Raw genomic sequence first — 19,074 nt, 5'->3', positions numbered from 1 at the left:
GATGAAATGCGCTCCGCCACGCCCGTGTTACTGGGTAGGGAGACCACACTCTACGAGATACGCCGAGCCGTCGAACGTACGTCGTCAGGGAAGGGAAACTGTCTCGTTCTCGAGGGTTCCGCGGGTGTGGGAAAGAGCGAATCGTTACGGGCGGCCGTGGAGAGCGCGGCGAACGCCGGTTTCTCCGTGACCTTCGGCAAAGCGGCGCAATTGGACCGGCGGGTGCCGTTCAGCACGCTGCGCCGGCTTCTGCGCGACACCGTTCCGCCCCGGTTCCTCATCCCGCTCACGGGCCGTCAGGACTACGACCCGCTCGCCCCCGTCGACGTCATCGCCGACTTCCTCCGGCGCACCACCCGCTCCCAGCCGCTGCTCGTGGCGCTGGACGACGCACACCTCGTCGACGACCTGACCGCGGCGGCGCTGCGCGGTCTGATCGGCGCCTCCCGATCCGTACCGGTCCTCTGGCTGCTGACCCGCGTGCCGGTACGGGTGCGAGACACCGCACAGGACACCATCGACTGGCTCATCCGGGAAGGGGCCGTACGCCATGAACTGGCGGCCCTGTCGCAGGAAGCCGTCGCCCGGCTCGCCGCTCACGTCCTCGACGCCCGGCCCGACGACGAGGTGCTGGTCCTCGCCGCGGGCAGCGGCGGCAACCCCTACCTGCTCAAGGAACTCCTGGCCACCTCCCTGAGCGACGGCCGCATCCGAGTCGAGGGACGCGACCCGGTCGCCGTCCTCGTGGACGCCGAACCGGCCCCCTCCTTCCTGCGGGCCGTCGACCACCATCTGCGCGACCTCTCCGGCGAGAGCCGACGGGTGCTGGACGCCGTGGCCGTCCTCGGACCGAGCTTCTCCGTCCACGAGGCGGCCGGACTCCTCGGCCGCAACCCGGTGGAACTGCTGCCGGTCATCGGCGAGTTGATCGCCGCCTCCGTCCTGGTGGGGGAGGGGCCGACGATCACCTTCCGGCACCCCCTCGTCCGCCAAGCGCTGTACGTCCGCCTCGCGGAACCCGTACGCACGGCGCTGCACCGCGAGGCGGCGGCCGCCGTCTGGCGCGAGGGACGGTCGGCCTCCGAGTTCGTCGACCACCTGATCCTCAGCCAGAGGCGGGCGGCGGCGGCCGGAACCGCAGAACTCACGGCACCGCGCACCGCACACAGCCTGGCCGGCGTGACCGGCGTGACCGGGGCGACTCCGCAGGTCGCGCAGGCCTCGCAGGCCTCTTTCGCCCCGGCCGCCGTCTCCGGCCGGGCCGAGCGAGCAGACCGGGCGGACCCGGCCGGACGGGCGGACCTGGCCGGACGGGCGGACCTGGACGCCTGGGCCACCTGGTCCGCGTGGGCCGAGGAGCGGGCGGAGCCCATCCACCCCGAGCTGATGGCCGACGCCGTCCACCTGATGGGCACCACCGGCCTCCGTGATCCGGACGGCTGGCGCACCCACGCCGAACGGCCCGCCCCGATGGGCGGTGCGCCCCGCGCCCGGCCCGTCGGCGCCGCCGAGGCACCGCACGCGAGCCGGTACGCCGACCTCGTCTACCGCACGACCGTGCGCTACTCCGCCGCCCGGGCCCAGGGCCGCCACGGACAGGTCGTCGCGCACGCCCGAGAGGCCCTGCGCGTCGCCTCCGACCACGGCCACGCCCACGGCGCCGACACCGGCCACCACCGGCTCTGGCTGGCCGTCGCGCTCACCGCCTCCGACGAGTTCGACCAGGCGGAGGCGATCCTGGCCGAGGAGTGCGACCCCTCCGACCACGCCGCCCTGCGCTGGGTCCTGCCGATGTGGCACTACCACCGGGCCGAGCTCAAGCTCGCCGCGGGCAGGCTCGACGAGGCCGACGCCGAGGCCGCCACGGCCGTACGCATCGCCGAGCGGCTCGCCGTGCCCTCGCTCGGCGTGGGCCCGCTCGCCCTGCGCACCCGGGTGGCGATCCACCGCAACGAACTGTCCCTGGCCCGGCGCCACGTGGGCATCGCCGACCCGCTCGCGGCGAGCGCCACGGGAGCCGCCCTCGAGGACCTGGCCTGGGTCACCGCCCTGCTGCAGAGCGCCACCGAGGAGCAGGACACCGCGATCGACACGCTCTCCCACGTGTACTCGGGACTGCCCAGGCGGCCCCTGCTGCTCACCAAGGAGCCGCACGCGGGCGCCTGCCTGGTCCGTACCGCGCTGCGCATCGGGGACTCGGACCGGGCCGTCGCCGTCGCCGAGGCCGCCCGCCTCGTCGCGACCCGCAACCCCACGGTGACCTCCGCCGTCGCCGCCGCGGCCCACGCCGAGGGCGTGCTCCGCAACGACGTGGACCGGCTGCGTACCGCCGTGGCGCACTACCGGTCCGGCCCCCGGCCGCTCGCCCTCGCCGCCGCCACCGAGGACCTCGCCATGGCGGAGGAGCACCACGGTGGCCGGAGCGCCGCGGTGGTGCTCCTGAACGAGGCGCTCGGGCAGTACACGACACACGGCGCCCGCGGCGACGCCCTGCGGGTGCGCAAGACGCTGCGCTCACTCGGCCCGCGGCCCGCACCACGGGTACGCGACCGGGCTCCCGACCGGGTGGCCGCCCGCGCCAGGGTCAGGGACCGCGCCGCCGACCCGGCCGGCGGCCCGCGGGCGCGCTGGGACCAGCTGACGCCGTCCGAGCTGCGCGTCGTACGGCTCGTGGCCGAGGGACTGACCAACCGGGAGGTCGCGGAGAAGCTCTTCCTGTCCCGGCACACCGTCGACAGCCATCTGCGGCACAGCTTCACCAAGCTGGGCGTGACGAGCCGCGTCGAGCTGACCCGCCAGGTCCTGACCCATGAGGCGCTGGCCCTCGACGAGACCGTCTGACGGTCTGACGCTCACTCCTCTCGTACGGCGGAATGTCATCCCGCACACCCGGGAGCTTTCCGCCGTAAGCGAGTCCAGGGGAGTTCCCAGGTTCCGTCGAGTTCACGAGAACACGTGATGCCTCGGCCCGTGGCCCGCACACAGACTGGGGCCCGTCGAAAGCCCGTTGGCCCACAGGCCCGTGGAGAGGCATCTCATGACGAACGCGATCGGCCCCAACTTCCTCACCCTCCAGGTGCGTGACGTCGAGCGGTCCCGCCGCTTCTACACCGACGTCGTCGGCTTCAAGGAGACCGATTCCAAGGTCCCCACCGCCGCCGTTCTCGACACCGCGCCCATCAAGCTGGCGCTGCGGCAGGCCACCATCGACCTCGACTCCGTACCCGAGCTCGGCTGGGGCGTCGTGCTCTGGATCAAGGCGGAGGACCCCGACGGTCTCGCCAAGATCGTGGCCGAGCAGGGCGTGACCATCACCAAGCCGCCGTGCGACGGCTTCTGCGGCCGTGAGTTCCAGTTCAAGGACCCCGACGGGTACGAGCTGACCGTCTACGAGGGCTGATCCGATCCGACCGGTCCCCGAAGCGGAAAGGAACGCATGCGCGACAACACGGGTGTCATCAGCATGGGTCTCGCGCCGGCCGCACGGATGCCGCTGCGCGCCCGACTCCGGCTCCTGGCCGACCCCGCCCTCGGGGTCGGCAGCTTCCTCGACCACGCCCGCGCCGTGAGCCCCGCCCCTTCGGCACCGTTCCTGCTCGCGCAGCGCGCGGGCGGTCCCGGTGCCGGGGGCGGCGGCGCGGCGGGTGATCCGGGCGGCGGGGGAGAAGAGGGCGAGGAGGAGCTCGAGCGGCTCAGCCTCGACCGGCTCACCGAGCTACGGGACGCCTACGCCTCCTGGTACCACCGGGCGGGCGTCACGAAGGGCGACCCCGTCGGCGTCTACGCCGGCGAGGGCGTCGACGCCTTCCTGCACTTCCTGGCGCTCAGCTCCCTGGGTGCCATCGCCGCGCTGGTCAACGGCCGGATGAGGCCCGAGGTCGCGGCCGACTATCTGGGCCGGGTCGGCGTGGTCGGGGTGGTCGCCACCGCCGACGGGCTGGAACGGCTGCGGGCCTCCGGCGCACTGCCGAAGAACCTGGCGTTCGAGAAGGAGCTGGACGCGTTCCCGCGCCGGCGGCCCGCCCGGCCCACGCTGCCCGGGCTCTTCCCGTACCGGCACGGCGACGACGACCTGGTCATGCTCTGCCACACCTCCGGCACGACCGGACCGCCGAAGGCGGTCACCTTCGGGCACCGGCAGTTCTTCCTCGGCAAGCGCCACCGGCTGCTCAGCTTCCCCGACGCGGCGAGCAACCGAATGCTCACCGCGCTCCCACAGACCCACTCCGCGGGCATCAGCTATCTGATGACGGCGACCCTGCTCGGCCTGCCCACGCTGGTCATGGCCGACAGCTCGGGGGAGGCCGTGCACGACGCGGCCCGCTGGTTCCGGCCCACGATCGTGGTGGCGTTCCCCCAGACCTGGGCGGAACTGGCCACGCTCGACCTGTCGCCCTCGGCCGTCGGCGACGTCCACACCTGGATCAACACCGGTGACTCCGCCCACGAGGCGCACATCAAGGAGCTGATCCGGCACGGCCGCCGCCCGGTCCGCCCGGCCGCCGTCGCCGGGCCGGTCGGAATCGCCTCAAGGCTCGGCTCCGGACTCGGCTCAAGGTTGAGTTCCGGGCTCGGCTTCGGACTGGGCTCCGGACTCGGTTCCCGGCTGGGCTCCCGGCTCGCCACCCGGCTCGGCTCCCGGTACGGCGACCGCCCCGGCTCGCGGTTCGTCGACGGCCTCGGCTCCTCCGAGATGGGGATGGCGCTGTTCCGCAAGGTCAGCGAGCCGGAGCAGCAGGACTACGACCGCTGCGTCGGCACACCCGTACGGGTGGTGGAACGGGCCGTCGTCCTCGACGACGACGGCCGGATCCTCGGCCCCGGCCGACCGGGCCGGCTCGGGGTGAAGACCCCCACCAGGACCGCCGGTTACTGGGGGGACACCGGACTCACCCAGAAGTCCTCCGTCTCCGGCTACTGGCTCACCGGCGACATCGTCTACCAGGACCGCGACGGACGGTTCTTCCACGTGGACCGCGTGCCCGACGTCATCCACACCGCCCGGGGACCGGTCTACAGCCTTCCCATGGAGGAGGCCGTCATGACCGGCTGCCCCGAGGTGGCCGACTGCGCGGTCGTCGCCGTCAACGCCCCGGAGCCGGGCGGAATGCAGGCCCCGTTCGCCACCGTCCGGCTCCGCCCGGGCGCGAACGCACCGGGCGACCTGCTGGAGCGGCTCAACACGGCGCTGCGCGCGAAGGGGCTGCCCGCCCTCGGCGGCGCCGTGCTCGCCACCGAACCGGAGCACTTCCCGACCGGAGCCACCGGCAAGGTGCTCAAGCGCAGCCTGCGCGAGCACTTCGCCGACGTCCTGATCCGACCCACGCCGGACACGGAGGAGAACAGCCCATGACGGCACCCCATCACCCCGGCGGCCCCGAACTGCCGGGCACCCGGCTGCCCGGCGACGTGCCGGCGCCGGTCCGGATGTACGAGATGCTCTACAGCTCCCTGGTCAGCCAACTCCTCGTCGCCGTCGCCGAACTGGGCGTCGCCGACGCCATCGGCGACGAGGTGCGGCACATCGACGAGATCGCCGAGCGGACCGGGACCGATCCCGGGGCGCTCTACCGGGGCCTGCGGGCGCTCGCGAGCGTCGGCGTCTTCACCGAGGTCGAGCCGAGGACCTTCGGTCTCACCCCGCTCGCGGCGACGCTCCGCGGCGACGTGCCCGGCTCGATGCGCGACCTGGCGCGGTACGTCGGGATGCCCGAGCGGCAGCGGTCGTTCGGGGCGCTCGCGCACAGCCTGCGGACCGGCAAGCCGTCCTTCGACGAGGTGCACGGCACCGACTGGTGGACGTACTTCGCCGCCCGTCCCGAGCTCGCGGCGGTGTTCAACAGCGCCATGAGCAGCATGTCGGTGATGGTCAACTCCGGTGTCCTGGACGTCTACGACCTCTCCGACGTCCGCCGTCTCGTGGACGTCGGCGCGGGCCGGGGCCGGCTCGTGGGCGCCCTGCTCCAGCGCTACCCGCGGATGACCGCGGTCGCCTACGACCTGCCCCGCGTGGTCCCGGAGGCCGAGGCCGTCCTGGCCGAGCTGGGCGTCGCGGACCGCGCCGAGTGCGTCGGGGGCGACTTCCTGACCTCCGTCCCGGAGGGCGGTGACACGTATGTGGTGTCCTGGACCATCCACGACTGGGACGACGGCGACGCCGTCACCCTGCTGCACAACATCCGCCGCGCGATGGGCGACTCGGGGCAGCTGATCGTCATCGACGAGGTGATCCCGGAGGGCGACACCCCGCACTTCGGCAAGTTCGAGGACATCGTGATGCTGTCGCTGCTCACCGGGCACCTGCGGACCGAGCCGGAGTTCGTCGACCTCTTCGACAAGGCCGGCTTCCGGCTCAAGGAGATCCGTCACACCCGGTCGTCCACGAGCGTCATCGTGGCCGTCCCCGCCTAGAAGACGGTACGAAGCCGGCCCGCCGCGGACCTCCCGCGGCGGGCCGGCTTCGTACACCCGGTTCCTGCTTCTCCAGGCCCGGTTCCTACTTCTCCAGGCAGAACTCCTCGATCGGGTAGCCCACGTGCCGGTCGGCGGTCGGCAGGTAGCCGAGGACGACGTCGCCCGGCTTCAGCTCCGTGCTGTTGTGCACCACGCCGCCCGGGCCGAGGACCCGTACGTGCCAGTCGTCCTGAAGGATCAGGTTGACCGTCGTCCCGTCGGGCGCCACCGCGTCCACCGAAAGCAGCGGCCGGCTCTCGATCTTCACCCTGCCCACCGCCACGAGCCGGGTCTGACCCTTCACGTCCACGGCCAGCACCTTGCTGCCGGCCTTCAGCTCGCTGAGGTAGTGCGTCCGCGAGTTCTGGGACAACGTGTACGAGTGGATGGCGCCGGCGTTCACCCGGAACGGCCGCGTCGGCATGTACGGCAGCGGGTGGGTCTCGCTGACACACAGGATCATGCCCTTGGAGTGCGAGCCGACCAGGATGCCCTCGTCCTGACGGAAGTGCGTGACGGTGTCGACGCACGCCCGCTCGCCCATGCCGATGTGGGTGCTGCCGGTGACGGTCAGCTCCACCATCTCCAGGTCGGGCGTCCGGGAGACGGCCGCCGCCTTCAGACCGGTCGCGTCGCCGACCCGCTCCGGCGCCAGCATCACGCCGTCCGAACCCAGCTCCAGGACCCCGAAGATGATCTCGGCCTCCTCGACGTCCCGCGCGATGGTGACGAGGCTGCCGGTGCCCTTCGCCGCCTTGCCGGCCGCGATGACGATCTCCAGCGGGATCTTCGTCGGGTCGCGGAACCACAGCACGCTCCACCTGTCGGTGGCGGCCGAACGGCACGCCTCCTCCAGCGTCTCGGCGTCCACGATCTCCACGTACCGGCCGAACTCGACCTCGGGGTGGCGGGCGGCCAGCACCGCCGGGTCACCGTGCTCGGCCGGGTCCACGACGACCACGTCCGCCCCGCCGAAGTCCTCCGGAAGCGCCGCGCCGCGCGGGAAGAGCACCTTCTTCACGGTGGGCGGCAGGCCCGCCAGGTCCTCGACGGAGGACGCGACCACGCCGTCGATCCGCTGGTGCACCGCCTCTTCCAGGATCGCCGGGGTCAGTTCGTTCTTCGTGCGCAGATCGAGCCAGCAGAGCTTCATGTTCCTCTTCCTCTGGATCTCTCGGGCGTTCGGGCGTTCAGGCGGGGTTGGCGGTGAGCAGTGCGGGAGCGGCGGGCACACCCCGCGGGACGTGCACCAGGTCCGCGACCCGGCGGGCGCGCTTGCCCGGCTCGGAGGACTGGAAGATGTTGCGGCCCATGGCGAGGCCGGTGGCTCCCGTGTCGAGGACGGCGGCCACATGGTCGAGAAGCTCGTCGGTGGTGGCCGCGGGCTGCCCGCCGGCGACCAGGACCGGCACCGGGCAGGCCCGTACCACGTCGGCGAGGCCGGCCATCGTGCGCGGGCAGGGCACCTTGACCAGGTCCGCCCCCAGATCGGCGGCGAGCGTGGCCACGTGTGTGACCAGGGCGGTGTCCCGGGGATCGGCGATCTCGGGACCGCGCGGGTACATCATCGCGAGCAGCGGTACGTTCCACCGGTCGCAGGCGTCGGCGACGGCGGCCATGTCGGCGATCTGCCGGGCCTCGCCGGCCGAGCCCACGTTGACGTGGACGCTGACCGCGTCCGCGCCGAGCCGCAGCGCGCTCTCCACATCGCTGACGAGGTACTTGGCGTCCGGATCCGGGGCGTGCACGGTGCTCACGCTCAGGTGCACGATCAGCGAGGTCCGGGTGAAGGGCTCGGGGTCCAACTGGCGCAGCGTCCCCTTGTGCAGCACCACCCCGTCCACCCCGTTGCCCGCCAACTGCCCGACCAGACGGTTCAGTTCGGCGGCGGGGACGATGGGCCCGTCGGTGACGGAGTGGTCGAGGGGCACGACCAGCAGACGGTCCGGCGCGTGCCGGTAGAGCTTGCGGGCGCGTAATCGCGCACCGAACGATCGATTCTGCGTCATGCGGCTTCTCCTTCTGTCACACCTTCTGTCACACCGCGGCCATGGAGGGGGTGTCGAGGTCGTCGCGGCCGAGGCCGAACTCCTCGTGGAGCGCCGTGACCGCCTCCAGGACGCGGTCCAGCGGAATGATCACGGAGACCCGCAGATGGGTCGAGGACACCCAGCTCGGCGTCACGCCCATCCGGGAGAGCAGGGTCAGCATCCGGGCCGTGTAGTCCGGCCGGTTGAGCAGCCCCACCCCGATCAGAGACACCTTGCCGACCTTCTCGTCCACGTCCGTCTCGCAGCCGAGCCCGGACGCGATCCGGCGCAGCGCCTCGCGGGCCGGAGCCAGCCGGCTGCCGTGCAGGGCGAAGCCCATCCGGAATCCGTGGTCGTCCGGCGCTCCCCAGGAGAGGAGGTCGACCGGGACCGACGCCCGCGCCAGTTCGGTCAGTACGTCCGCGGCCAGGCCGTCCCGAGGCCGGCGCGAGCGGGTGAGGGCCATCACGATGTCGGTGTCATGGGTGACGGCGATGATCGATCCCTGTGATTCGAGCACGTCGATGCTCCGTCCGAGGATGGTGGTTCCGGGTTCCGTCGTGAACGAGCCGCGGACCACGACGTCGATGGAGTGCGAGGCGGCCAGTTCCACCGCGCGCGAGTGCATCACCTGGGCGCCGGCGAAGGCCATCTCCGCCATCACCCCGGCGTCGATGGTGGCCAGCACCCGCGCTTCGGGCACCACCCGGGGATCGGCGGTGTGGATCCCCTTGACGTCGGTGTAGATCTCGCAGCTCCCCGCCGAGAGCGCGGTCGCGAGGGCCACCGCCGTCGTGTCCGAACCGCCCCGGCCGAGGGTGATCACGTCCCCTTCCGCTTCCGCGTCGCCGCCCTGGAAGCCCGAGACCACGACGACCTGTCCGCGCCGCAGATGGGCGAGGATCCGGGCCGGGTCGATCCCGGCGATCATCCCGGCGCCGTGGTGGCCCGAGACCCGGATCCCGGCCTGGGGCCCGGTCAGGGAGACCGCCGGCGTCCCCTGGTCGTGCAGCGCGAGCGCCAGCAGAGCCGCGGAGGCGTTCTCGCCGGTGGCGAGGAGCTGGTCCGTCTCCCGCGCCGACGGGACGGCGTTCAGTTCGAGCGCCGCCGCGAGCAGCTCGTCGGTCGTGTCCCCGCGGGCGGAGACCACGACCACCGTCGGGCGGCCCGTACGGTGGAAGCGGGCGACCATCTCCGCGACCTGGCGAATTCTTCCGGGAGTCGACAGCGAACTCCCGCCGAACTTCTTCACCGCTACTGACATGCGTCGTCCTCGCACCGGCTGATCGGGGCAGATGGCGTTGCGCGATCTCCTTTCTACACAGCGCCCGCCGATTCCGGATCCCGGATCCACGTGATGTGGGAGCGGCTCATTTCGGAGCCCGAGCAATCCCGCATCGGCGTGATGCGGAAATGCGGGCCGGAAACCTAGCCTCCCGTCATGGCGAATGACAGGAGCGAAGCGGCGCATCTCATTCCGGCCGGAATGACGGCTCCCGAATGACGGCCCGCGAGGAAATCACCCGGATCTGTGTGATCGGAGCGGGTCCCCGCGGCCTCTCCGTGGTGGAGCGCCTCTGCGCCAATTCCCGCCTTCCGCGGTGGCAGGGACGCCGGTTCGCGGTGCACCTCGTCGACCCGCGCGGCCCCGGCGGACAGGTGTGGCGCACCGACCAGAGCGCCGAACTCCTCATGAACACGGTGGCCTCGCAGATCACCCTGTTCGCCGACGACAGCGTCGACTGCGCCGGCCCGGTCGTGCCGGGACCCAGCCTCCACCAGTGGGCGGCCCTCCTCGACGACCTCGCCTCCCCCGGCTCCCTCCCCGAGGAGGACCGGCGGGAGGCCCAGGCCCTCGGCCCCGACACGTACCCGACCCGGCGGCTGTACGGCCACTACCTGGAGTGGGTGCTCGACCGGCTGCGCCGCCACGCGCCCCGGAACATCACCCTCACCGTCCACCGGGCCACCGCCGTCGCCCTGCGCGACGAGACCGCGGTCGCCGGGGACGGTGGCGGACCCGGGGCGGCTACGCAGACGGTCGTCCTGGACGACGGCACCGTACTCGGCGGCCTCGACGCCGTCGTCCTCGCCCAGGGCCACCTCCCCATGGAACCGACCCCCAGAGAAAGGGCGTTGGCCGACCACGCGCAGCGGAGCGGACTCGTCTACCACCCGCCCGGCAACCCCGCCGACCTCGACCTCCGCCCGATCGCCCCCGGCCGGCGGGTCGGCCTCCTCGGCATGGGTCTCAGCTGCTTCGACGTCGTCGCGCTGCTGACCACCGGGCGCGGCGGCCGCTTCGAGCGGTACGGCGGACGTTCCGGCGGACGTTCCGGCGGACAGCTGGAGTACCGCCCGTCCGGGCGGGAGCCCGAGCTGTACCTGGGCTCGCGGCGAGGCGTTCCGTACCACGCGCGCGGCGAGAACGAGAAGGGCGTCTCCGGGCGGCACGAGCCGCTCTTCCTCACCCCCGCCGTGATCGACGCCCTGCGCCGCCGGCACCGCATCGCCGGGCCGCTGTCCTTCCGTACGGACGTGTGGCCGCTCATCTCCCGCGAGGTGCGGGCGGTCTACTACCACGCGCTGATCGCCGAACGGGGCGAGCCGGCCGCCGCCGACACCTTCCGCGCGGAGTTCGTCGCCCGGGGCGGGGGAGCCGGCACCGGGGAACTGCTCGACCGCCACGGCGTCCCGCGCTCCCGCCGATGGTCCTGGGAGCGGATCGAACGCCCCTACGGCGACCGGGTGTTCACCGGGCCCGAGGACTTCCGCGACTGGCTCCTCGCCCATCTGCGCGCGGACGTCACCGAGGCACTGAGGGGCAATGTCACCAGCCCGCTGAAGGCCGCCCTCGACGTCCTGCGGGACCTGCGCAACGAGATCCGCCTCGTCGTCGACCACGGCGGGATCGGCGGCCGCTCCTACCGCGAGGAGCTGAGCGGCTGGTACACCCCGCTCAACGCCTATCTCTCCATCGGCCCGCCCGCCCGCCGCATCGAGGAGCTGACCGCCCTGATCGAGGCCGGGATCGTCCACGTCCTGGGCCCCGACACCCGGGCCGAACCCGACCCGGGCGGCGGGTCCGAGGCGGGTTTTCGGCTCCGCTCCGCCCGCGTGCCCGGCTCCACCGTCCGCGTCACCGCCCTGATCGAGGCCCGGCTGCCCGAGGTGGACGTCCGTACGACCGCCGACGCGCTGGTCCGCGGCCTGCTGGAGACCGGGCAGTGCGCGCCGTACCGCATCCCCGACGCGGACGGCGAGGCGTACGAGACCGGCGGCATCGCAGTCTCCCGCAAGCCGTACCACGTGCTGGACGCGGCTCTCCGGCCGCACCCGCGCCGCTTCGCCTTCGGTGTCCCGACCGAGGGCGTCCACTGGGTGACCGCCGCGGGCATCCGGCCGGGCGTCGACTCGGTCATCGTCGGCGACAGCGACGCCATCGCCCGTACCTGCCTGTCCGCCGCCGACGCGCGGCTCGCGGCCTCGCGCGGCCGCCCGCTCGCGGCGCCGTACCTCCACCGCCACGTCCCGCTCGCCTGGCTGCCCAGCACCTGGGCCGCCCCGGCCCTCCTGGCGCGCGAGCCCCACGTCTGACGGCCTGTCGTACGGGGATTCACGGCACGAAGGCCGGGCCCCGGGAGGGTGGGGGCCCGGCCTTCGCCGCGGGCGGCGTCAGACCGTTCCGGGCAGCCGGATCGACTGCGCGTGACGGAAGACGTCGCGCCGGTCCCAGCGCGACTTCGCGCGCTGGAGCGTGGGGTAGTTCTGCTTCCAGTACAGGTCGTGCCAGGCCACGCCCGAACGGTTCCACGCCGGGTCGGCGAGGTCCCCGTCGGCGTAGTTGATGTAGCAGCCGTCGGTCACGGCGTTCGGCACCGGGACGCCGCCGGTCGAGGCGTACACGGTCGAGAAGGCGCGCCGGATGTACGCGAAGTGCTTGGCGTCGTCACTGGGGTTGCCCCAGGCCGTGCCCCAGAGCAGCTTCAGGACGCTGTCGCGGTGCACCTGCGCGGTGGCGGTCGGCGCCACGGCGTTGACCTGCCCGCCGTGCGCGGCGATCGACACCACGAACGCCGGGTGGTTGTAGTCCGAGTCCGTCAGCACCCGGTAGAGCCCTCCGATCTGGTCGTCCGTCAGACCCTTGCGGTGGTAGCTCGACTTGTACTTGTAGCGGTCGGTCGGGTTGCTCATCCAGAAGCCGGGCCACCCGGTGGCCTGGAACCAGGGCAGCTGGTGCAGCTCCTGGTACTCCACCGGCGTGACCCCCACCCCGTCGTTGACGGCCGCGACGAAGTCGAGCAGGAGCTGCCGGGCGTTCGGCACCGCGGTGTCCATCTGTATGGACAGCAGGACGCTGCCGCCCGCCTTCGGGCCCGGCTCCAGGCGGGCCGTCAGGCCCTTGTACGGCGAGGCCGGCGAGCTGTTCTGTTCGTTCCAGACGCCGTAGTTCCGTACGAGACGGGCGAAGCGGGCCTCGGTCAGCTGCGCCCACGGCCACTGCAGCCAGGTCACCAGCACGTCGGCCGGCGGCGCCGGCAGCAGCCGCGAGGGATCGGTGCCGGTCGCGGTGGGGGAGCGGAACCAGTAGCGGGTCACGACGCCGAAGCTGCCGCCGCCCCCGCCGGTGTGCGCCCACCACAGGTCGCGGTTCGGGTCGCCCGCCTCGCGGGTGGCGACGACGGCGCGGGCGCGGCCGTCGGGGTCCACGACCACGACCTCGACGGCGTACAGATAGTCGACGACCAGGCCGTGCAGCCGGCTCAGGTTGCCGTAGCCGCCGCCCTGGACGTGCCCGCCGACGCCCACCGAGTAGCAGGCGCCGCCGGGCAGGGTCACGCCCCACTGCCGGAACAGCGCGAAGTACGTCTCCCCGAGCGTGGCCCCGCCCTCGACGACGAAGGCCTGGTGGGCGGGGTCGTAGTCGATCTTCCGCATCCCGGACATGTCGATGATCACCTTGATGTCCGGGTGGTCGACGAAGTTCTCGTAGCAGTGGCCGCCGCCGCGCACGCTCAGCCGCTTGCCCGCGGTCACCGCCTCCTGCACGGCCGTGACCACCTGGGCGGTGGAGCGCGGCAGGCGGACGCAGTCCGGACGGCTGTGGAAGAGCTGGTTCTGCCCGCTGGTCAGCCCCGAGTAACGGACGTCCTGCGGACTCACGGTCAGGGCCCGCGCCGTGGCGCCGGTCTCCGTGCTCGTCGCGGTGACCGTTCCGGAGGCCTGGGCGGCGCTCACGCCGGCCTGCGAGGTCAGCGCTGTGGCCCCTACGACGGCCGCGGTACCTGTGAGGAGCCTCCGGCGTGATACCGAGGTCATGTTTCCCCCTAAACATCGAACATCGTTGTGGTGGTTGCTCCGGGAAGATGTCATCAGGGCGTGCGCCGCCACATCACGTGATCACGTGATGACCGGCGTACGGGCGCCCGGTTCACTGGATTCCGGCAGAGACGGATCGCGGCATGGACGCGACGAACGTGAGGACGCCGATGAGCATCCCGTGGGGCCCGCAGGGCGCCGGAACCGGTTCGGAACAGATCACGTACGTAGCGCCGGGCGAAGGCCCGAGTGTCTGGGCGCTGCAGGGCGACAAGTACACGATGAAGGCCGGGAAGAGCACCACCGGACCCGGGTTCACCATGATGGAAGGCGAGATCGCCCCGGACAACGGTCCGCCGATGCACATCCACAACGACGCGGACGAGATCTTCTACCTGCTCGACGGCGAACTCACCGTGGCATCCGGTGACGAGGTCATCAAGGCGGAGAGCGGGGCGTTCATCTTCATCCCGCGTGGGGCCAAGCACAAGTTCCGGAACGACTCCAGCAAGATCACCAAACTGCTGTTCGTCCTGGCGCCGGCCGGCTTCGAGAACTTCTTCTTCGAGATCGGCCAGCCGGTGGTCCCGGGCCTGGAACGCCCGGCGGAGCCGGTGGGGTACGAGCAGCTGGTGATGCGACGGGCCGAGGAGTTCGGCATGTTCATCGTCGACGAGTAGGTCCGTGGACGCGACCGCCCGCCGGAGGTTCTCGGGCGGGCGGTTTCCGCGTCGTACGGGGCACGGGGTCGGTGCGGAGGGCTGGTGCGGAGGGCCGGCGGAGTTCGGTACGGAGGGTCAGCCGAGGGGCGTCGCTTCGGCGGCGCGCCGCAGCAGGCTCTCGTACACCACCCCCGGCTCGTCCTTCGTGACCACGGGAAAGCCGGAGCCCTCCCGCCCGAGCCAGTGCCGCTCCACCCCCGGGTTGTGGGCGCTGAGCCCGCCCGGGGCGAAGACATGCGGGCTGCCCCGCACCTCGTCGCCGAGCGACACCTCCAGCTGCTCCTCGATCGCGGCCCGCGCCCGCCCCCGGACCAGGGCGTACTTCAACGCGTCGGCGTCCACGCCGCTTTCGGCGGCGACGGCGAGGATCTCGTGCCGCATCGTGATGTTCCGGCTCTGGCCGAACAGCGCGACGCGCAGCGCCCGGTCGAGCCGCTCACTCGCGCGCAGCCCCTGCTCCTTCGCGGCCTCCACGGCCTCCATGGCGAGCAGGGTGCTGACGGGGTACTCGTACGACGGCCGCTGCCACATCTGCCAGCCGGCGCCGGGCTCCAGCGCGCCGACGACCGGGGTCTCGGCGTCGAGGATCAGCTTCGGCGTGGACATCTCGTTGATGAGCTCCAGCGGGAAGGCCCGGACGTCGAAGCGGACGCGCTCGTCGAGCCCGAGCGCGGCCCGTGTGGTGTGCAGGCGGTGGACGGCTAGGTGGGCCCAGGGGCAGCCGAGGTCGGCGAAGACGACGAGGGTGCCGGGTGCGACGTACAGGCTCATCCCACCCCTCCCCAGATGCCGGTGACGGGCTTCCAGCCGAGGATCCGGTGGGCCGCGGCGCTGCTCACCCGCTGGGAGGGCAGCTCGGGGGCGAGGGAGCGGTCGTACGGGGGCGGCGGCGCACCGACCCGGCGCGCGAGCCGCTCCACGTACTCCCGTTCCCGTACCGGCTCGTCGGCGATGTTGAGCACCATGCCGGGCGGGCGGGCCTCCACGGTGGCCGCGACGGCGGCGGCGAAATCCCGGACATGGACCATCGAGAGCCAGGCGGAGCCGTCGCCCGCGATCGGGAGGGTCCCGACGAGGAGGCGCCGGCGCTGGACGTCCTGCACGGTCCCGGGCCCGGCGAAGCGCGCCCCGCGCAGAATGGTCCAGGCCGGTCCGTCTCCGGACTCGTCGCCCCGGACGGCCTGTTCCATGACGCGGACGGGCTCGACGAGCCCGGCCCGCGCCGGATCGGTGTCGAGCGGCGTGGACTCGTCGAGGAGCCGGTCGCCGCCGTCCGGGTAGACCATGGTGATGCTCATCTGCACGAGATGGCCGACGCCACAGTCGCGCGCGGCGTCGACCAGCCGGCGCGTCCCCTCCTTCCGCAGCCGGGTGTTGAGGTCCCAGGCGCCGGGGGCGGCCGGATCGGCCGGCACGGCCGTGGCGACGTTCACCACGACGTCGACACCGGCCAGCACGCCCGCGAGCGCGTCGCCCGGGATGTCGAGCAGACTGGCGTCGACCCGCCCGGCCCCGGCGGGCGCGGGCCGGGGCCCGGGGGCGAGGACGGTGACGGCGTGGCCGCGGTCGAGGAGGCGGGGCACGAGGGCGTGCCCGAGCACCCCTGTTCCGCCGACGAGCACGACGTTCGTGCGGGACGTTCCGGTCACGGACCATTCGGGCTCGGTTTTTCCGGTCACGGACCTTCCGGTGACGGACCTTCCGGTCTCGGGTTGTCCGGTCTCGGGTTGTCCGGTCTCGGGTTTTCCGGTCTCGGGTTTTCCGGTCACGGACCTTCCCCCTTCCGCTCCATTTTCAGCCGGGGAGCGAGCTCGGCGGCGAAGGCGGCGAACGACCGCGGCTCCCGCCCGGTCAGCTCCTTCACCGCGCCGGTGACCGTCTCCGCCTCACCGGCCACGTACGTGCCGTAGAGCTGGAGCCGTGCCTCGATCGCCCACTCGGGCACGCCCCCCGCGCGCATCGCCTCCGCCGCCCGCGCGGGCGGTACGTCCAGGTAGCGGATCTCCCGCCCGGCGGCGGCCGACAGGGCGGCCGCCACGTCGGCGTAGCCGAGCGCCTCGGGCCCCGTCAGTTCGTACACCTCGCCGCCCCGGCCGGGCGGCGGCGGCCCGGTGAGCAGCGCGGCGGCGGCCGCGGCGATGTCCCGTACGTCGACCATGCTCACGCGCGCCCGCCCGGCGGGCAGGATCACGGCGCCCCGGGAGGCGATGGTGGGGAGCCACTGGACGGCGTTCTGCATGAAGGCGTTGGGACGCAGGGAGGTGTACGGAAGTCCCAGCTCGGCCAGGGCCTGTTCGGCGATCCCGTGCTGGCGGTGGACGAGGACGGGTGAGGCGGGGTCGGCGCCGAGGGCGGAGACCTTGACGACGTGGCCGACGCCGGCGTCGGCGGCGGCGCGGGCGAGCCGCCGCTGGAGAAGGTCCTGGCGCGGATGGAACGGAGTGAGCAGAAAGAGGGCGGCGCAGCCCTTCAGGGCTCTGACAAACCCCTCCTCACCGGCTTCCGTCTCCCTCTCCACCTCGACGGGCCGGGCGTACTCCGCCACGGCGGCCGCGCGCCCGGGCCGGACCAGCGCGACGGCCCGGTGCCCGAGGCCGGCGAGCTCCCGCAGCAGCGCACGGCCGATGTTCCCCGTCCCGCCCAGCACGGCGATCTCCCGGCTCACGGCGCGTCCAGGGCGCCGGAGCCGGCGTCGACGAGACGCTCGGGGAGCTTGTTGTTCTGCGCCGCGTCGGCGAGCAGTTCGCCGAGCACGGGCGCCATCTTGAAGAGGTTGTGCCCGGCGACGGCGGTGACCCCGTCGGTGTGCCAGGCGCGCAGCGCGTCGCTCCCGGCGGGCAGCTTGGTCATGACGCACACCCGTACGCCGACGGGTTCGGGATCGAGCCCGGGCAGGGCCCGCTCGACGTAGTCGACGATCCGCTGGGCGTCGACGAGGGTGCTGCTTCCCTCGGCCAGGGCGCCGTCCGGGCCGAAGGGCATGTCGACCTCGGTGCCGATGAGCCCGATGACATACGTCCCGGTGTCGCCGATGGGGGAGCCGTAGACGGTCTCGCCCCAGATCCCGGCCCGGTCGACCCAGCAGGGCAAGGGCCGCGTCCGGCCGGGCTCGTACCCGCGGATCCGGAAGTGCGGCCGGACGTGCAGCCGGCACTGGAGCGGAATGTCGATGCCGACGCCGCGGGCCAGCTTGGGTACGGCGGTTCCGGCGGCGATGACGACATGGCGGGCGCGGTAGATGGCCTCGGTGGTCTGGATCTCCACCCCGTCCCCGTCCCGGGGCACGGTCACGCTGTGAATGTCGGCCTGCACGATCCGGTCGCCGACCCACCCCACGAGCGCGTCGATGGTGTTCCGGGCCCGTATCGCCCCGGCCCCCGGATCGACGAGCAGCGGCCCGTCCACCGGCGCGAGCCCCGGAAACACCTCGTCCTGCCGGGAGGCCTCCACGAACCGGTGCTCCACCCCGTGCAGCGCGAGCCCCTTCACATCGGCGGGCCCCATCCCGCTGTAGACGGCCCCTTCCGTCCCGACGAGCACCCGCCCACTGCGCCGCTCCCACTCCCGGAACCCGGCGAGCCCGTCGACGGCCATGGCGACATGCCGCTCGTCGTCATGCCGATGCCGAAACGTCCGCGTGAGCCCCCCGGACAACCCACTCCCGGGCACCCGCCCGTCGAAGCAGACGACATCCACCCCCCGCCGCACCAGACTGTCCACCACGGCCATCCCGAGCACCCCCGCCCCGACGACGGCCACCCCGATCTCCCGCCGATGCCCACCCCTGACCGCACTCGTGGAACGGCTCATCCCATGCCTCCTGTCCGCAGGACCCGGTCACTCTCCCTCCCGAGCATTCCTGTCACCCTCGGGCCTGCCATCACGCATTCGCGTGATCGCCGGGGGAGGGGCAGAGGTTGCGGTGCCGGAAACACACAAGGAACTGAAGGCCCTTCATGCGGCGCGTGGTGCCGCGCCGCACGTTCGCGCGCTCCCGGTGCCGTCCACCCGGGCGGCCACCGGCAGCCGGGAGTCCGACCCGGGAATGCCCTGCGTGGTCCGCCGTACCGACGCCGCGGCCTGCGTCAGGCCCCGTCCACGACCGCGAGGTGGTGCCGCAGCTCGTCGGCCACTCGCCCCGCGTCCCCATCGGCCGGCAGACGCCAGTCCGTCTCGACGCCCCGCTCGACGGCCGGCTCGCTGCTGAAGCGGATGAGATCCGGAGCCGGTAGGTAGCTGTCCCGCAGCCAGGTCAGAAAGTGTGCGGCCTCCTCCGCCGTGGTGTCGCCGAGCATGACGCAGTCCCGCCCGTGGACGGTGGCCGTGCCGTCGAACTCGATGCCGTCGGCGGTGGCGGCCCAGAAGGAGAGGTACGGCTCGCCATGCCGCGTGCTGTCCTGCCGGACCCTGTAGCGGACTTCGGGGAACGACTCCCGCAGGGCTTCACCCAGACCGGCGAGGTCCAGCGCCCAGGCATGCGGGTCTCTCTCCGGGGCGAAGAACAGGAAGGTGGTCTGGTCGTCGTCATCGTGCGTCATACGGGATGCCCC

The 19,074-nt window shown here is 72.7% G+C and carries 15 protein-coding genes; 6 read left to right on the top strand and 9 right to left on the bottom strand.

Going from position 1 to position 19,074, the window contains the following annotated elements:
• Window positions 1–6: 6 nt before the first annotated feature.
• The 4 genes from ACF06X_RS21210 (at window position 7) to ACF06X_RS21195 (ending at window position 6,411) form a co-directional block, all read left to right on the top strand.
• A complete protein-coding gene (locus ACF06X_RS21210; protein ID WP_392288806.1) occupies window positions 7–2,841 on the top strand; it encodes an AAA family ATPase in 2,835 nt (944 codons plus the stop codon).
• A gap of 196 nt (window positions 2,842–3,037) precedes the next feature.
• Entirely contained in the window at window positions 3,038–3,400 is a 363-nt protein-coding gene (locus ACF06X_RS21205) for a VOC family protein (protein ID WP_392288805.1), read from the top strand.
• A gap of 36 nt (window positions 3,401–3,436) precedes the next feature.
• Window positions 3,437–5,353, top strand: a complete 1,917-nt coding sequence (locus ACF06X_RS21200) for a class I adenylate-forming enzyme family protein (protein ID WP_392288804.1) — start codon at window positions 3,437–3,439, stop codon at window positions 5,351–5,353.
• Window positions 5,350–6,411 carry a methyltransferase gene (locus ACF06X_RS21195; protein ID WP_392288803.1) on the top strand — a complete coding sequence of 354 codons (1,062 nt, stop codon included), beginning with the start codon at window positions 5,350–5,352 and terminating at the stop codon, window positions 6,409–6,411. The genes ACF06X_RS21200 and ACF06X_RS21195 overlap by 4 nt, the downstream gene beginning before the upstream one ends.
• 85 nt (window positions 6,412–6,496) lie before the next feature.
• Here the strand turns inward: ACF06X_RS21195 and ACF06X_RS21190 are convergent, their stop codons facing one another.
• Genes ACF06X_RS21190 through ACF06X_RS21180 form a run of 3 tightly spaced genes read right to left on the bottom strand, consistent with a single transcriptional unit; the run spans window position 6,497 to window position 9,747 of the window.
• The gene (locus tag ACF06X_RS21190) at window positions 6,497–7,606 is read right to left on the bottom strand and encodes a 3-dehydroquinate synthase II family protein (RefSeq protein WP_392288802.1); all 1,110 of its coding nucleotides are present in this window, start codon (window positions 7,604–7,606) and stop codon (window positions 6,497–6,499) included.
• 37 nt (window positions 7,607–7,643) lie between these two features.
• Complete coding sequence (locus ACF06X_RS21185) at window positions 7,644–8,462, bottom strand: 2-amino-3,7-dideoxy-D-threo-hept-6-ulosonate synthase (protein ID WP_392288801.1); 819 nt, start codon at window positions 8,460–8,462, stop codon at window positions 7,644–7,646.
• Window positions 8,463–8,490: 28 nt separating this feature from the next.
• Window positions 8,491–9,747 carry an aspartate kinase gene (locus ACF06X_RS21180; RefSeq protein ID WP_392288800.1) on the bottom strand — a complete coding sequence of 419 codons (1,257 nt, stop codon included), beginning with the start codon at window positions 9,745–9,747 and terminating at the stop codon, window positions 8,491–8,493.
• A gap of 236 nt (window positions 9,748–9,983) precedes the next feature.
• On the opposite strand from ACF06X_RS21180, the gene ACF06X_RS21175 reads away from it, so the two are divergent.
• Window positions 9,984–12,080, top strand: coding sequence for an FAD/NAD(P)-binding protein (locus tag ACF06X_RS21175; RefSeq protein ID WP_392288799.1), 2,097 nt, complete (start codon window positions 9,984–9,986; stop codon window positions 12,078–12,080).
• A 78-nt stretch (window positions 12,081–12,158) separates the two neighbouring features.
• Here the strand turns inward: ACF06X_RS21175 and ACF06X_RS21170 are convergent, their stop codons facing one another.
• Window positions 12,159–13,802, bottom strand: a complete 1,644-nt coding sequence (locus tag ACF06X_RS21170; protein ID WP_392288798.1) for an FAD-binding oxidoreductase — start codon at window positions 13,800–13,802, stop codon at window positions 12,159–12,161.
• Between the two features lie 143 nt (window positions 13,803–13,945).
• Between ACF06X_RS21170 and ACF06X_RS21165 the strand changes: the two genes are divergently transcribed.
• On the top strand, window positions 13,946–14,482 hold the full coding sequence (locus tag ACF06X_RS21165) for a cupin domain-containing protein (protein WP_392288797.1): 537 nt from the start codon (window positions 13,946–13,948) through the stop codon (window positions 14,480–14,482).
• A 117-nt stretch (window positions 14,483–14,599) separates the two neighbouring features.
• Here the strand turns inward: ACF06X_RS21165 and ACF06X_RS21160 are convergent, their stop codons facing one another.
• The 5 genes from ACF06X_RS21160 to ACF06X_RS21140 all read right to left on the bottom strand — a co-directional run bounded on the left by ACF06X_RS21160 (window position 14,600) and on the right by ACF06X_RS21140 (window position 19,062).
• Window positions 14,600–15,295 (bottom strand): DsbA family protein, encoded by a 696-nt coding sequence (locus ACF06X_RS21160; protein ID WP_392288796.1) that lies wholly within the window; start codon window positions 15,293–15,295, stop codon window positions 14,600–14,602.
• On the bottom strand, window positions 15,292–16,203 hold the full coding sequence (locus tag ACF06X_RS21155; RefSeq protein WP_392288795.1) for an NAD-dependent epimerase/dehydratase family protein: 912 nt from the start codon (window positions 16,201–16,203) through the stop codon (window positions 15,292–15,294). The genes ACF06X_RS21160 and ACF06X_RS21155 overlap by 4 nt, the downstream gene beginning before the upstream one ends.
• Window positions 16,204–16,289: 86 nt before the next feature.
• Window positions 16,290–17,189 (bottom strand): NmrA family NAD(P)-binding protein, encoded by a 900-nt coding sequence (locus tag ACF06X_RS21150; protein WP_392288794.1) that lies wholly within the window; start codon window positions 17,187–17,189, stop codon window positions 16,290–16,292.
• Window positions 17,186–18,334 (bottom strand): FAD-dependent oxidoreductase, encoded by a 1,149-nt coding sequence (locus ACF06X_RS21145; protein WP_392288793.1) that lies wholly within the window; start codon window positions 18,332–18,334, stop codon window positions 17,186–17,188. Before ACF06X_RS21145 ends, ACF06X_RS21150 begins: the two co-directional genes overlap by 4 nt.
• A 275-nt stretch (window positions 18,335–18,609) precedes the next feature.
• Entirely contained in the window at window positions 18,610–19,062 is a 453-nt protein-coding gene (locus ACF06X_RS21140; RefSeq protein ID WP_392288792.1) for a hypothetical protein, read from the bottom strand.
• Window positions 19,063–19,074: the final 12 nt, after the last annotated feature.

Origin of the sequence: Streptomyces sp. NPDC015346, assembly GCF_043078785.1 — a bacterium.
Lineage (GTDB): Bacteria > Actinomycetota > Actinomycetes > Streptomycetales > Streptomycetaceae > Streptomyces.
This window is presented reverse-complemented; position numbering and strand designations above follow the sequence as displayed.